The sequence below is a fragment of the Nocardioides sp. genome (assembly GCF_035547795.1).
GTDB lineage: Bacteria > Actinomycetota > Actinomycetes > Propionibacteriales > Nocardioidaceae > Nocardioides.
On record NZ_DASZUF010000018.1, the window covers coordinates 1 to 12,526 of the forward strand.

15 protein-coding genes are annotated in these 12,526 nt (G+C 70.6%); 12 read left to right on the top strand and 3 right to left on the bottom strand.

Annotated features, from left to right (window positions below):
• Positions 1-170: 170 nt before the first annotated feature.
• Positions 171-728 carry a Gmad2 immunoglobulin-like domain-containing protein gene (locus tag VHA72_RS01475; RefSeq protein WP_325572671.1) on the bottom strand — a complete coding sequence of 186 codons (558 nt, stop codon included), beginning with the start codon at positions 726-728 and terminating at the stop codon, positions 171-173.
• 116 nt (positions 729-844) lie between these two features.
• On the opposite strand from VHA72_RS01475, the gene VHA72_RS01480 reads away from it, so the two are divergent.
• The 7 genes from VHA72_RS01480 to VHA72_RS01510 all read left to right on the top strand — a co-directional run bounded on the left by VHA72_RS01480 (position 845) and on the right by VHA72_RS01510 (position 5,456).
• Positions 845-1,858 (top strand): PhoH family protein, encoded by a 1,014-nt coding sequence (locus tag VHA72_RS01480; RefSeq protein ID WP_325572685.1) that lies wholly within the window; start codon positions 845-847, stop codon positions 1,856-1,858.
• Positions 1,855-2,319 (top strand): rRNA maturation RNase YbeY, encoded by a 465-nt coding sequence (gene ybeY / locus VHA72_RS01485; RefSeq protein WP_325572672.1) that lies wholly within the window; start codon positions 1,855-1,857, stop codon positions 2,317-2,319. Before VHA72_RS01480 ends, ybeY begins: the two co-directional genes overlap by 4 nt.
• A 12-nt stretch (positions 2,320-2,331) precedes the next feature.
• Positions 2,332-3,603, top strand: coding sequence for a CNNM domain-containing protein (locus VHA72_RS01490; RefSeq protein WP_524538561.1), 1,272 nt, complete (start codon positions 2,332-2,334; stop codon positions 3,601-3,603).
• 112 nt (positions 3,604-3,715) lie between these two features.
• Positions 3,716-4,267 (top strand): Uma2 family endonuclease, encoded by a 552-nt coding sequence (locus VHA72_RS01495; RefSeq protein ID WP_325572674.1) that lies wholly within the window; start codon positions 3,716-3,718, stop codon positions 4,265-4,267.
• Positions 4,268-4,286: 19 nt separating this feature from the next.
• Entirely contained in the window at positions 4,287-4,628 is a 342-nt protein-coding gene (locus tag VHA72_RS01500) for a cytidine deaminase-like protein (RefSeq protein WP_325572675.1), read from the top strand.
• Between the two features lie 61 nt (positions 4,629-4,689).
• Positions 4,690-5,154, top strand: a complete 465-nt coding sequence (locus VHA72_RS01505) for a hypothetical protein (protein WP_325572676.1) — start codon at positions 4,690-4,692, stop codon at positions 5,152-5,154.
• Entirely contained in the window at positions 5,151-5,456 is a 306-nt protein-coding gene (locus VHA72_RS01510) for a transcriptional regulator (RefSeq protein WP_325572677.1), read from the top strand. Before VHA72_RS01505 ends, VHA72_RS01510 begins: the two co-directional genes overlap by 4 nt.
• Positions 5,457-5,488: 32 nt before the next feature.
• Here the strand turns inward: VHA72_RS01510 and VHA72_RS01515 are convergent, their stop codons facing one another.
• On the bottom strand, positions 5,489-5,890 hold the full coding sequence (locus VHA72_RS01515) for a MarR family winged helix-turn-helix transcriptional regulator (protein WP_325572678.1): 402 nt from the start codon (positions 5,888-5,890) through the stop codon (positions 5,489-5,491).
• Positions 5,891-5,937: 47 nt separating this feature from the next.
• Between VHA72_RS01515 and VHA72_RS01520 the strand changes: the two genes are divergently transcribed.
• Entirely contained in the window at positions 5,938-7,758 is a 1,821-nt protein-coding gene (locus VHA72_RS01520; RefSeq protein WP_325572679.1) for a chloride channel protein, read from the top strand.
• On the opposite strand, the gene VHA72_RS01525 is transcribed toward VHA72_RS01520, so the two are convergent.
• Positions 7,724-7,975: a hypothetical protein gene (locus VHA72_RS01525; protein ID WP_325572680.1), complete on the bottom strand. Its 252-nt coding sequence runs from the start codon at positions 7,973-7,975 to the stop codon at positions 7,724-7,726. The two genes, VHA72_RS01520 and VHA72_RS01525, sit on opposite strands and share 35 nt — an antisense overlap.
• A gap of 125 nt (positions 7,976-8,100) precedes the next feature.
• On the opposite strand from VHA72_RS01525, the gene VHA72_RS01530 reads away from it, so the two are divergent.
• Genes VHA72_RS01530 through era form a run of 4 tightly spaced genes read left to right on the top strand, consistent with a single transcriptional unit; the run spans position 8,101 to position 12,483 of the window.
• Positions 8,101-9,474, top strand: a complete 1,374-nt coding sequence (locus VHA72_RS01530; RefSeq protein ID WP_325572681.1) for an FAD-binding oxidoreductase — start codon at positions 8,101-8,103, stop codon at positions 9,472-9,474.
• Entirely contained in the window at positions 9,471-10,760 is a 1,290-nt protein-coding gene (locus VHA72_RS01535; protein ID WP_325572682.1) for a class I SAM-dependent methyltransferase, read from the top strand. The genes VHA72_RS01530 and VHA72_RS01535 overlap by 4 nt, the downstream gene beginning before the upstream one ends.
• Before the next feature lie 26 nt (positions 10,761-10,786).
• Positions 10,787-11,566: a siderophore-interacting protein gene (locus VHA72_RS01540; RefSeq protein ID WP_325572683.1), complete on the top strand. Its 780-nt coding sequence runs from the start codon at positions 10,787-10,789 to the stop codon at positions 11,564-11,566.
• Complete coding sequence (era, locus tag VHA72_RS01545) at positions 11,563-12,483, top strand: GTPase Era (protein ID WP_325572684.1); 921 nt, start codon at positions 11,563-11,565, stop codon at positions 12,481-12,483. The genes VHA72_RS01540 and era overlap by 4 nt, the downstream gene beginning before the upstream one ends.
• Positions 12,484-12,526 lie beyond the last annotated feature (43 nt).

A 12,526-nucleotide genomic window follows, 5' to 3' on the forward strand; every position in this document is an offset into this window, starting at 1 on the left:
GTGCGGCGGTGCCGCGGGTGTGCTTGCCCATGGTGGTCCTTCCCGAGGTTGACGCCGGGACCCGCGGCGCCTGATCGGAACCTTACGGCCCGCTCCGCGCCGTCGGCCACCACCGTTCGGGGGACCTGTGGAGGACGGTTCGACCAACAGCCAGCAGGCGATCCCTAGACCTAGGAAGCGTCCGGGATCACGAAGGTGATGGTGGCCTCCGGCGGCTTGGTGCCCTCGTTGTCGGAGTCGTCGTCGACCCGCGCGGTGAACGTGTAGGTGCCGGGCTGCAGCTGGGAGAGGTCGACCTTCGTCTTCCACGGGTATGCCTTGTCCATCCAGCCGTCGGCGGTGGCGTGCCCGGAGGCGACGACGCCCTCGATCATCGAGTCGACCTCCCAGGGGACGTTCGCCTCGGGGGAGTTCGCGGTGCCCGAGACCACCAGCGTGCCGGAGGCATGAGTGCCGCTGGCGGGGGAGTCGATGCTCACCGAGGCCGGGGCGGCGCCGTCGGCGATCGGCGAGCCCGTCTCGGCCGAGGCCGGCGTGGAGGAATCGGCCGGAACCGGGGACGAGGGAGCCGGCGAGGTGTCGACCGCGGTCGGCGCGCTGCTGGTGGCCGGCTCGGACGGGTCGCCTGCCGTCGTACTCCCCGACGAGCCGCAGGCGGCCAGACCCCCGATGAGGATCAGGCCGGCGGCGAAGAGGGCTGCGGGACGGTGGAGCGCTCGCGTGGTCATGCCCCCATGATCCCGCGCCGGCTGGAACAACGCAGGTGTGCCGCGCCGTTGACCCTCGTAGCATGAAGACACACGAGGCATACGTCGACCTGGAGAGGGGCCCACGCCGGGCATCTATGACCGACCAGCAGCAGGAAGCACGTCCGACCACCAAACACACCGTGGTGGTGCCCAACAGCGTGGACATGGTCAGCGTCCTCGGACCCGCCGACGAGTACCTCGGCATCATCGAGAGCCATTTCGACGCCGACGTGCACGTCCGCGGCAACCGGATCACGCTGCACGGCGAGCCGCACGAGATCGCCCTCATCGAGCGACTCCTGGAGGAGCTCGTCCAGATCATCCGCACCGGCCAGGGGATCGCTCCGGAAACCGTCGAGCGCGTGATCGCGATGCTGCGGGCGGAGACGACCGAGAAGCCTGCCGACGTACTCTCCCTCAACATCTTGAGCAATCGCGGTCGAAGCATCCGGCCCAAGACGCTCAACCAGAAGCGGTACGTCGACGCCATCGACAAGCACACCATCACCTTCGGCATCGGCCCCGCCGGCACCGGCAAGACCTACCTGGCGATGGCCAAGGCCGTGCAGGCGCTGCAGTCCAAGCAGGTCAACCGGATCATCCTCACCCGGCCCGCGGTGGAGTCGGGGGAGCGGCTGGGCTACCTGCCCGGCACGCTGACCGAGAAGATCGACCCCTACATGCGCCCGCTCTACGACGCGCTGCATGACATGCTCGACCCCGATCTCATCCCCAAGCTGATGGCCGCCGGGACGATCGAGATCGCGCCCCTGGCCTACATGCGCGGCCGGACGCTCAACGACGCGTTCATCATCCTGGACGAGGCGCAGAACACCACGCCCGAACAGATGAAGATGTTCCTCACCCGGCTCGGCTTCGGCTCCAAGATCGTCGTCACCGGCGACATCACCCAGGTCGACCTGCCCGGCGGCACCCGCTCGGGCCTGCGCGTGGTCGAGGAGATCCTCGAGGACGTCGAGGACCTGGCGTTCAACCGGCTGACCAGCCACGACGTGGTGCGGCACCGCCTCGTCGGGCGGATCGTGGCGGCGTACGACGACTACGATGCCCGCAACGAGCGCCAGGCCATGACGAAGGGTGAGAAGTGAGCATCGAGGTCCTCAACGAGTCCGGGTACGACCTGGACGTGGACCGGTTGGCCAAGCTGGCCCGCTTCGTGATGGACCGGATGCGGGTGCATCCCCAGGCGGAGTTGTGCATCAAGGCCGTCGACGAGCCCACCATCGCCCAGCTCAACGAGCAGTGGATGGAGAAACAGGGCCCGACCGACGTGCTCGCCTTCCCGATGGACGAGCTGCGCCCCGGACTGGTCGACGAGGAGCCCGAGGAAGGCGTGCTGGGTGACCTGATCCTGGCGCCGAGCATCGCGGAGAAACAGGGCGAGGCGGCCGGGCACGGGCTCATCGCCGAGATCGAGCTGCTCACCACCCACGGCATCCTGCACCTGCTCGGCTACGACCACGCCGAGCCCGAGGAGCACCGGGAGATGTTCGGTCTGCAGGCCCAGCTCCTCGCCGAGTGGGGCTCGAAGGCCACCGCTCCGCAGTGAGATCCCGGTGAGATCCCAGTGAGCGACCCGGCGCTCGTCGTCATCGCGGCCGTCCTGGTCGTCCTGGCGGGGCTGTTCTCGGCTGCCGACGCCGCGTTGGGACTGTTCTCGCACGCCCGCGCCGAGGAGCTGCTCGAAGAACGGCGCCCCGGCGCCCGCCGGCTGGTGGCGCTGCTGGAGGACCCGCCGCGCTATCTCAACACCGCGCTGCTGCTGCGGCTGCTGTGCGAGATCGCGGCGATCGTGATCGTGACGCTGCTGGTCCGCGGCTGGTACGGCGGCGCCGGGCCGGCGACGTACGCCACCTGCATCGCGGTGATGCTCGTCGTCTCCTTCGTCGCGATCGGGGTGGCACCCCGCACGGTCGGGCGCCAGCACAACGAGCGGGTCGCCCTGCTCGCGGCGATGCCGCTGACCGCCGTGACCCGGGTGCTGGGACCGCTGCCGCGACTGCTGATCCTGGTCGGCAACGCACTCACGCCGGGCCGCGGCTTCAGCGAGGGCCCGTTCTCGACCGAGACCGAGCTGCGCGAGCTGGTCGATCTGGCCGAGGCCTCCAACGTCATCGAGGACGACGAGCGCTCGATGATCCACTCGGTGCTGGAGCTGGGCGACACCGTCGCCCGCGAGGTGATGGTGCCCCGCGGCGACGTGGTCTTCGTGGAGCGGCACAAGAACCTGCGCCAGACCCTGTCGCTGTTCCTGCGCAGCGGCTTCTCCCGCATCCCGGTCATCGACGACAGCCTCGACAACGTGGTCGGGATGGTCTACCTCAAGGACGTCGTCCGGCGTGACTTCGAGGCGCCGGACGTGGAGTTCACCCAGCGCGTCGACGAGCTGATGCGCGCGGTCATGTGGGTCCCCGAGTCGAAGCCGGTGGACGACCTGCTGGCCGAGATGCAGCAGCGTCGGCAGCACGTGGCGATCGTCATCGACGAGTACGGTGGCACCGCCGGGCTGATCACCATCGAGGACATCCTCGAGGAGATCGTCGGCGAGATCACCGACGAGTACGACACCGAGGCCCGCGAACCGGTGCGGCTGGAGGACGGCGCCTGGCGGGTGCCGGCGCGCTTCCTGGTCGACGACCTGGAGGAGCTGGTCGGCTTCGAGGTCGAGGAGGAGGACGTCGACTCGGTCGGCGGCTTGCTTGCCAAGCACCTGGGCCTGGTGCCGATCCCGGGCTCGCAGGTGGAGGCGCACGGGTTGCGGTTCACCGCCGAGGAGACGGCCGGGCGGCGCAACAAGATCACCACGGTGCGGATCGAGCCGGCCGGTGGCTGATCGCCCGGTTGTCCACAGGAGGCGATGACGTCCCTTGTCCGGCGTCCGCTCCTTGCCCAGCATGGAGATGTCGGCGACGATCTCGGGAGGCGCCGGCGAGAGGAGGTCAGTCATGAGCATCGTCCGTCCCACCGAGGACGACCTGGTGCGCATTCCGATGTCCTGGGAGGAGTACCTCGCGCACGACGAGCTGGTCCCGAGTGAGTACTACGAGGGGGCGCTCGTCCTGATGAACCACCCGCGGCGACACCACCAAGACATTGTCGGCCGGCTGTTCGATGTGCTCCGGGAGACGAAGCCTGTCGGAGCCGGCGTCACGATCGGCTGGGGCTGGTCGCCACCGGACGTGCGCGAGGAGCTGATCCCCGACCTGATGGTCCATCCGGTCACCGCCGAGGACCACACCTTCACCGGCACGCCGCTGCTGGTGGTCGAGGTGCTCTCCAGCAACCGCCGTGACGACCTGTTCGCGAAGTTCGTGCGCTACGCGCGCTGGGGCGCCCGGCACTACTGGATCGTGGACCCGCGCGATCGGCTGCTGCTGGCCTTCGACAACCACGACGGCACGTTCGTGGAGACCGGCCGCCACACCGCCGGCCAGGTGACGGTCCCCTACGCCGACGTGGCGGTGTCGATCGACCTCGACGAGCTGTTGGCGCCCTGACGCCGCTATCGTCTGGCGGGTGAGTGAGCTGAGCGCGGAGGACCGCAAGCTGGTGACGCTGGCGCGCGCGACGAGGGCGCGCACCGGAGCCGCGGAGGGGGCCGCCGTCCGCGACACCGACGGCCGCACCTACGCCGCCGGCACCGTCGCGCTGCCGTCGCTCCAGGTATCCGCGGTCGGCGTCTGCGTCGCGATGGCGGTCGCCTCGGGGTCGAAGGGGCTCGAGGCGGTGGTGCTCCTCACCGAGGCCGACGAGATCGCCGACGCCGACCTCGCCGTCGTCCGCGACTTCGCCGGCGCCGGCGTGACGATCCACGTCGGCGACCCGCGCGGCACCCTCGGAGCGACTCTGGCCTCGTGAGGCATTGACTTTCCCGTCGGGAAAGTGAGACTCTCTTTCCATTTAGGAAAGTGAGGAATCGATGGACCCCGTCGCATCGCAGGACGCAGGGGAGGCGCTCGCCGCCGTCGCCCACGCCCGCCGCCAGGTCGCCGAGGAGATCGGGCTGCCGCGCGGCTACTGGTGGGCGATGGCGGCCGGCTGGGTCGTGCTCGGCGTGATCGGCGAGTTCGGTCCGTCCTGGCTGGTCATCGTCGCCACCGTCCTCTTCGGCGCGGGCCACGCGGCGCTCGCCTCGCGGCTGCTCGACGGCCGACGCGGCAGCGACGGGGTGAGGGTGAGCGCGGCGGTCGCCGGCCACCGCACGCCGTACGTCGTGGTCGGCATGCTCGTGCTCCTCGTCGCGCTGACCGTGGCGGCGGCGCTGCTGATCGACGCCGACGGCGCCGGCCATGCCGCCCTCTGGGCCGCCGTGGTCGTCGCGGCGGTGGTGGGCTTCGGCGGCCCGGAGATCCTCCGCACGCTGCGCCGCTGGGTGCGGGCATGACGACGGCGCGGTTCGACGAGCTGATCCATCCCGCCACGCGGCTCTCGCTGGTGGCGACGCTGGCCGCGGCTGACTGGGCCGAGTTCGCCTATCTGCGCGACCGGCTGGGCCTGTCCGACTCGGCGCTCTCCAAGCAGTTGGCCACCCTCGAGGAGGCCGGATATGTCGCCACCGAGCGCCGGCTGGAGGGCCGCCGGCACAAGCTGCGGGCGCGCCTCACCGCGGCGGGGCGGTCGGCGTTCGAGGGGCATGTGGCCGCGCTGGAGGAGATCGTCGCGGCGGCGGGCCTGGCCACCGGCTGACCCTGCGGAGCCAGCGGCTGTGCGGCAGGAGGCTACCGCCGCTCGGCCCGGGGGAGGGACTCGAAGATCGGGGCCAGTCGCCGCAGCTCCTCCACATGGACGGCGGTCAGCTCGGCGAGTCGGGCCGCGCCCTGCTCGGTCAGGCCGAGGTGGACCCGCCGGGTGTCCTCGCGGTCGCGCACCCGCGCCACCAGCCCGAGCTCCTCGGTGCGGTCGATGAGCTCGGTCGCGGTGTGGTGCCGCACCAGCAGCGCCTCGGCGATCTCGCCGATGGTGGGGCCTCCCGGCGTCGTACTGCCGCGCACGGCGAGCAGGAGTTGATGCTGTGCGTGGGTGAGGCCGTGGGCCTGGGCGGCGTCCCGGCTCCACCGGTCGAACCGGCGCAGTGCGTTCCGGAATGCGAGCAGCCGCTGGTACTGCGCGTCGGTCACCACCCCGTCACTGTAATATGTCGTAATACGACATATCGAGAGGAGACCGCGTGCCCGCGACCACCGCCGGAGCTGTCCGCGACGTCCGCCACCTGGGCGACTTCTCCGCGAGGCCGCGCATGCTCCTCGTGGTCGCACTCGCCCTGCCCGTCGGCGCCGGCGGTGCGGTCGCTGCTTGGGCGCTGACCCGGCTGATCGGGCTCATCACGAACGGCGTCTTCCGTCACCGGGTCTCGACCGCCCTGGTCTCGCCCGGGGAGCACGCGGCCTGGTGGCTGGTGCTGCTCGCTCCGGTCGTCGGTGGCCTGATCATCGGACTGATGGCGCGCTACGGCTCGGAGAAGATCCGTGGGCACGGGATGCCGGAGGCGATCGAGGCGATCCTGCTCGGGGGCAGCAGGGTCCAGCCCCGGGTGGCGGTACTCAAGCCGATCTCGGCGGCGATCTCGATCGGTACCGGCGGCCCGTTCGGCGCGGAGGGGCCGATCATCATGACCGGCGGCGCGCTCGGCTCGCTGCTCGCGCAGTGCCTGCGGCTGACCGCCGACGAGCGCAAGACGCTGCTGGTGGCGGGCTCGGCCGCCGGCATGGCGGCGATCTTCAACTCGCCACTGGCCTCCGTCTGCCTGGCCGCGGAGCTGCTGCTGTTCGAGTGGCGTCCGCGCAGCCTGGTCCCGGTCGGGCTGGCCGTCGTGGTGGCCACCGTGCTGCGCCACCACCTGCTCGGCGCCGGCGCCATCTTCCCCGTGCACGGGGTCCTGCACCTGAGCGACGTGGTCTACCCGCTGTGCGTCCTCTCCGGCGTCGTCTCCGCGCTGCTGGCCATCCTGGCCACCGTGCTGGTCTACTTCTCCGAGGACATGTTCCGCCGGCTGCCGCTGCACTGGATGTGGTGGCCGGCCATCGGCGGCCTCGTGATCGGACTGGGCGGGCTGGTGGTTCCCCAGGCCCTCGGCGTCGGGTACGACGTCATCGACGCGGAGCTGACCGGCCGGATCGGGCTCGGTCTCGTGGTCGGCATCCTGGTGGTCAAGACGCTGATCTGGTCGCTCTCGCTGGGCTCGGGCACCTCGGGCGGCGTCCTCGCGCCGATGTTCATGATCGGCGGCGCCATCGGCGCGCTGGAGGGGCAGGTGTTCCCGCACGTCGGCGCCGGCTTCTGGGCGACGGTCGGCCTGGCCGGTGTGCTGGGCGGCGTGATGCGCTCGCCGCTGACCGGCGTGGTGTTCTCTCTCGAGCTGACCCAGCGCTGGGACGCCCTACTGCCACTGACCGCCGCGGCCTTCACGGCGTACTGCGTCTCCGTGCTGCTGCTCAAGCGCTCGGTGCTGACCGAGAAGATCGCCCGACGGGGCTACCACCTCAGCCGGGAGTACGACGTCGACCCGCTCGAGATCGTGTTCGTCTCCGAGGTGATGCTCACCGACGTGATCGAGCTGGAGCACGATCTGACGGTCGCCGCGGCGCGCGCCGAGCTGAGCGGACCGGAGCAGAGCTGGCGCCAGCGGCTCTACCCGGTGGTCGACGACGGTGGCCGGATGATCGGCGTGGTCACCCGGGGCGACCTGCTCGCCGCCGGCGAGGGTGACACCCGCACCGTCGCGGAGCTGATGCTCCCCGACCCGGTCGTGACCCACGCCAACCAGCCGCTGCGGGCCGTCGCCGAGGAGATGGCGATGGAGGACGTGACAGCGCTGCCGGTGGTCGAGCGCGAGGACGAGTCGCGGGTGGTGGGCATCGTGACACTGCGCCACCTGCTCGCCGGCCGCCGCCGCGACCAGGTCGAGGCGCGCGAGCGGGAGCGGGTGCTGCGGATCCGTCGGGTGGAGCCGCAGCTCACTCCAGCGGGAGCGTCCCGAGCTCGATCGTGAGATGGATGCCGTCGTCGTCGCGGTAGGCGGTCAGGCCCGGCATCGTGGCCATGTCGACCTTCTTCTCCCGCATGTGGTTCAGCAGCTGTTCCACGGCCAGCGCGACGCGCGCCTGGGTGACGGGCTTGCTGCGCCACTTGACCTGGTTGGCCTCGAAGTACGGCGTGGCCTTCTCCGCAATGGAGGCGATGGCGTCGCGCTCGGCTGCGCTGGGCAAGGGGGTCCTCCCGAAAGACCTCGGTGGGGTGGTGGGGGTAGGGCGCAGTTTACTGAACCCGCCGATGCCTGGCCCATCGGGGACGAGCCGCGTCAGGGGCCGACGGCTCAGGGTAGGTTGAGGGTGTGAACAGCGCCTGGGAGCAGCACGAGGCGGCGGTCGCGAGGCTGCGTGCCTCCTACGCCGCCATCCCCGCGGGGGAGCCGGTCCGGTTGGCGAAGCGGACCACCAACCTGTTCCGCGCCCGCACTGCCACGTCCGCGCCCGGGCTCGACGTCAGCGGCCTGACCGGGGTGATCGAGGTCGACCCGGCCGCGCGGACGGCCGACGTGCAGGGCATGTGCACCTACGAGGACCTGGTCGACGCCACCCTCCCGCACGGTCTGATCCCGTTCGTGGTGCCCCAGTTGCGCACCATCACCCTGGGCGGCGCCGTCACCGGCCTCGGCATCGAGGCGACCAGCTTCCGCAACGGCCTCCCGCACGAGTCGGTGCTCGAGATGGACGTCTTCACCGGCGCCGGCGAGGTGGTCACTACCCGCCCCGGGGAGGACCTGTTCGACACCTTCCCCAACTCCTACGGGTCGCTGGGCTACGCCACCCGGCTCAAGATCAGGCTGGAGAAGGTGCCGCCGTACGTCCGGCTGCGGCACGTCCGCTTCGACGACGCCGACCTGCTCGCCAAGACCATCGCCGAGGTCACCCTCAGCAAGGAGTACGGCGGCCAGCGCGTGGACGGGCTCGACGGGGTGGCGTTCGGGCCCGGCGAGTACTACCTCACCCTGGCTCGCTTCACCGACATCTCCACGATCCCGCGCACCGGCCAGGGCCCCTCGGACTACCACTCCGGCCAGGCGATCTTCTACCGCTCCATCCAGGAGCGTGAGACCGACCTGCTGACCATGTACGACTACCTGTGGCGCTGGGACACCGACTGGTTCTGGTGCTCGGGTGCGTTCGGCGCGCAGCACCCGCTGATCCGCCGGTTCTGGCCCGAGCGCCTCCGGCGCAGCGACGTCTACATGAAGCTGCTCGGCCTGGACCGACGCTTCCACATCGCCGATCGGCTCGACCGGCGGGCGGGCCGCCCGCTGCGCGAGCGGGTGGTGCAGGACATCGAGGTGCCGGTCGAGAACCTCGCGGCGTTCCTGGAGTGGTTCGACGAGGAGATCGGGATGCGGCCGGTGTGGCTGTGCCCGCTGGTGGCCGGCCGGGCCTGGCCGTCGTATCCGCTCGAGCCGAACCGCACCTACGTCAACGTCGGCTTCTGGGGCACCGTCCACGTCGGCCCCGAGGCGGTCGAGGCGCCCAAGAACCGCGCCATCGAGGCCAAGGTGCACCAGCTCGGCGGCCACAAGTCGCTCTACTCCGAGGCGTTCTACGACCAGGAGACCTTCGACGCGCTGTACGACGGGGCCAACCTGGCGGCCGTCAAGCGTCGCTACGACCCCGACGACAGGCTCACGAGCCTCTATGACAAGGCGGTGAAACGGCGATGAGTGGCATCGCATCCACGCTCGACTCGTTCTTCGAGGGCGGTCTGCCCGTCAGGCTGAGCGCCTACGACGGCAGTGTCGCCGGCGACCAGGACTCGCCGTACGGGCTGCGGCTGGTCAACCAGCGCGGACTGGCCTACATCCTCACCGCGCCCGGTGACCTCGGCCTGGCGCGCGCCTACGTCAGCGGTGACCTGGAGCTGGAGGGTACCCACCCGGGTGACCCTTACCCGATCCTGCGACTGATCGTCGGCAAGACCGACTTCAAGCGGCCCGCGGTGACCGAGCTGGTCGGCATCGCCCGCACCCTGGGGCTGGGCAGCTTCAACCCGCCGAAGCCGCCGCCGCAGGAGCACCTGCCCGGCTGGCGGCACCGGGTGGAGCACGCCCGCGATCTGATCGGCTGGGGCCGGCACAGTCAGCGCCGGGACGCCGACGCGATCCATCACCACTACGACGTCTCCAACACGTTCTACGAGTACGTCCTCGGCCCATCGATGACCTACACCTGCGCCGTCTTCCCGACCGAGGACGCCACGCTGGAGGAGGCGCAGGCCAACAAGTACGACCTGATCTGCCGCAAGCTCGACCTCAAGGCCGGGCAGCGGCTGCTCGACCTCGGCTGCGGCTGGGGCGGCATGGTCCGGCACGCCGCCAAGCACTACGGCGTCAAGGCGCTCGGCGTGACGCTGAGCGAGCAGCAGGCGCTGTGGGCGCAGGAGGAGATCAAGCGGCAGGGCCTCGACGACCTGGCCGAGGTGCGGTTCTCCGACTACCGCAACGTCGCCGAGGGCGACTTCGACGCGGTGAGCTCGATCGGGCTGACCGAGCACATCGGGGTGGGCAACTATCCGTCGTACTTCGGCTTCATCCGGTCCAAGCTCAAGGACCAGGGGCGGCTGCTCAACCACTGCATCACCCGCGACAACAGCCGAGGCAGGAACAGCGCGGGGGCGTTCATCGACCGCTACGTGTTCCCCGACGGCGAGCTGACCGGCTCGGGCACGATCGTGACCGCCGTCGAGAACGCCGGGCTCGAGGTGCAGCACCACGAGAACTTCCGGATGCACTACGCCAAGACGCTCACCGGGTGGAACAGGAACCTGGTCGAGAACTGGGACGCCTGCGTCGCCGAGGTCGGCCTGGGCACGGCCAAGGTGTGGGGCCTCTACATGGCGGGCTCGCGGGTCGGCTTCGAGACCAACCAGATCCAGCTGCACCACGTGCTCGCCACCAAGACGGTCGGTGGGGTCGGCGGCTATCCGCTGCGGCACGACTTCGGTGTCTGAGGGGTGCGGCCACTAGCCTTCTCTCGATGAGCACCAGGGCCCAGCAGTACGCCGCACACGTCGTCCGGCGCGAGCAGCTCAGCGATCACTTCGTGCGGATCGTGCTGGCCGGGCTGGACGGCTTCGCCTCGACCGGGATCCCGGACGAGTGGGTCGGGCTGGTCGTGCCGGGGCAGTTCCAGAGCCGCTACTACACGGTGCGGTCGTGGGAGGGCGCCGAGCTGACCCTGGACGTCGTGGTGCACGAGCAGGGCCTGGTCACCGAGTGGGCGCAGCGTGACGTGGTGGGGGAGACCGTCACCGTCACCGAGCCGAAGGGCTCCTTCGCGCTGCCCGCCGGCGCCGGCTGGCTGCTGCTGGTCGGCGACCTGACCGCGCTGCCCGCGATGGCACGGATCGCCGAGTCGAGCACGCTGCCCACCAGGCTGTGGGTCGAGTCGCCGGACGTGGTCGAGGGCTACCTGCCGGCCGACGCCGACGTGCGGTGGTCGACTCCGCCCCGCGATGGCGCGTCGGCGATCGCCGAGGTGGTCGAGTCGATCGACTGGCCCGCGGGCGAGGGCTACTTCTGGATGGCCGGGGAGTCGTCCCAGATGCGGGCGATCCGCAAGCACCTGATGCGGGTGCGGCGGCTGCCGTCGTCGGCGTACGACGTGATGGGCTACTGGCGCGGCGGTGCCGTCCGCCAGCCGCGGGCGGTGGACCCCGGGCCGATCTGGCGGGCGGGCAAGGCCGCCGGGCTCAGCGACGAGGAGATCTGGGCGAAGTACGACGATGCCCAATCACAGGCACAGGAGCGGCGATGACCGGCTACAGGAGTGGGTTCGCGTCGTTCGTGGGGCGCCCGAACGCCGGCAAGTCGACGCTGACCAATGCCCTGGTCGGGCGCAAGGTGGCGATCACCTCCGACAAGCCGCAGACCACCCGGACCGTGGTCCGGGGCATCGTGCACCGTGAGGACGGCCAGCTCGTCCTGGTCGACACCCCCGGGCTGCACCGGCCCCGCACCCTGCTCGGGGAGCGACTCAACGACCTGGTCGAGGCGACCTGGACCGAGGTCGACGTGGTCGCGATCTGCTTTCCTGCCAACGAGCGGATCGGCCCCGGCGACCGACGGATCGCGGAGAGCGTCGGCAAGCTGAAGAAGGGCATCAAGCGGGTCGCCGTGGCCACCAAGACCGACCTGGCCACGCCGGAGCGGATCGCCGAGCACCTGCTCGACATCGCCGCCCTCGGCCGCGAGCTGGGCATCGAGTGGGCCGAGATCGTGCCGGTCTCCAGCGTCTCCGGCGACCAGGTGGCGCTCCTCGCCGACCTGCTGCTGGGGCTGCTGCCCGAGGGGCCGCCGCTCTATCCCGAGGGCGAGCTGACCGACAGCCCCGACGAGATCCTGGTCGCCGAGCTGATCCGCGAGGCGGCGCTGGAGGGTGTCCGCGACGAGCTGCCGCACTCGATCGCGGTGGTGGTCGAGGAGATGGGCCTGCGCGAGGGCCGGTCCGAGGACAGGCCGCTGCTGGACGTGCACGCCAACCTCTATGTCGAGCGCGACTCCCAGAAGGGCATCGTGATCGGGCACAAGGGTGCCCGGCTCAAGGACGTGGGGAAGCGGGCCCGACTGCAGATCGCCGACCTGCTCGGCGTACCGGTCTTTCTGGACCTGCACGTCAAGATCGCCAAGGACTGGCAGCGCGACCCCCGCCAGCTCCGCAAGCTCGGCTTCTAGCTCGAAGAGTCACTTTTGGCGGGTTGAGTGTCCAGCGAGCTGG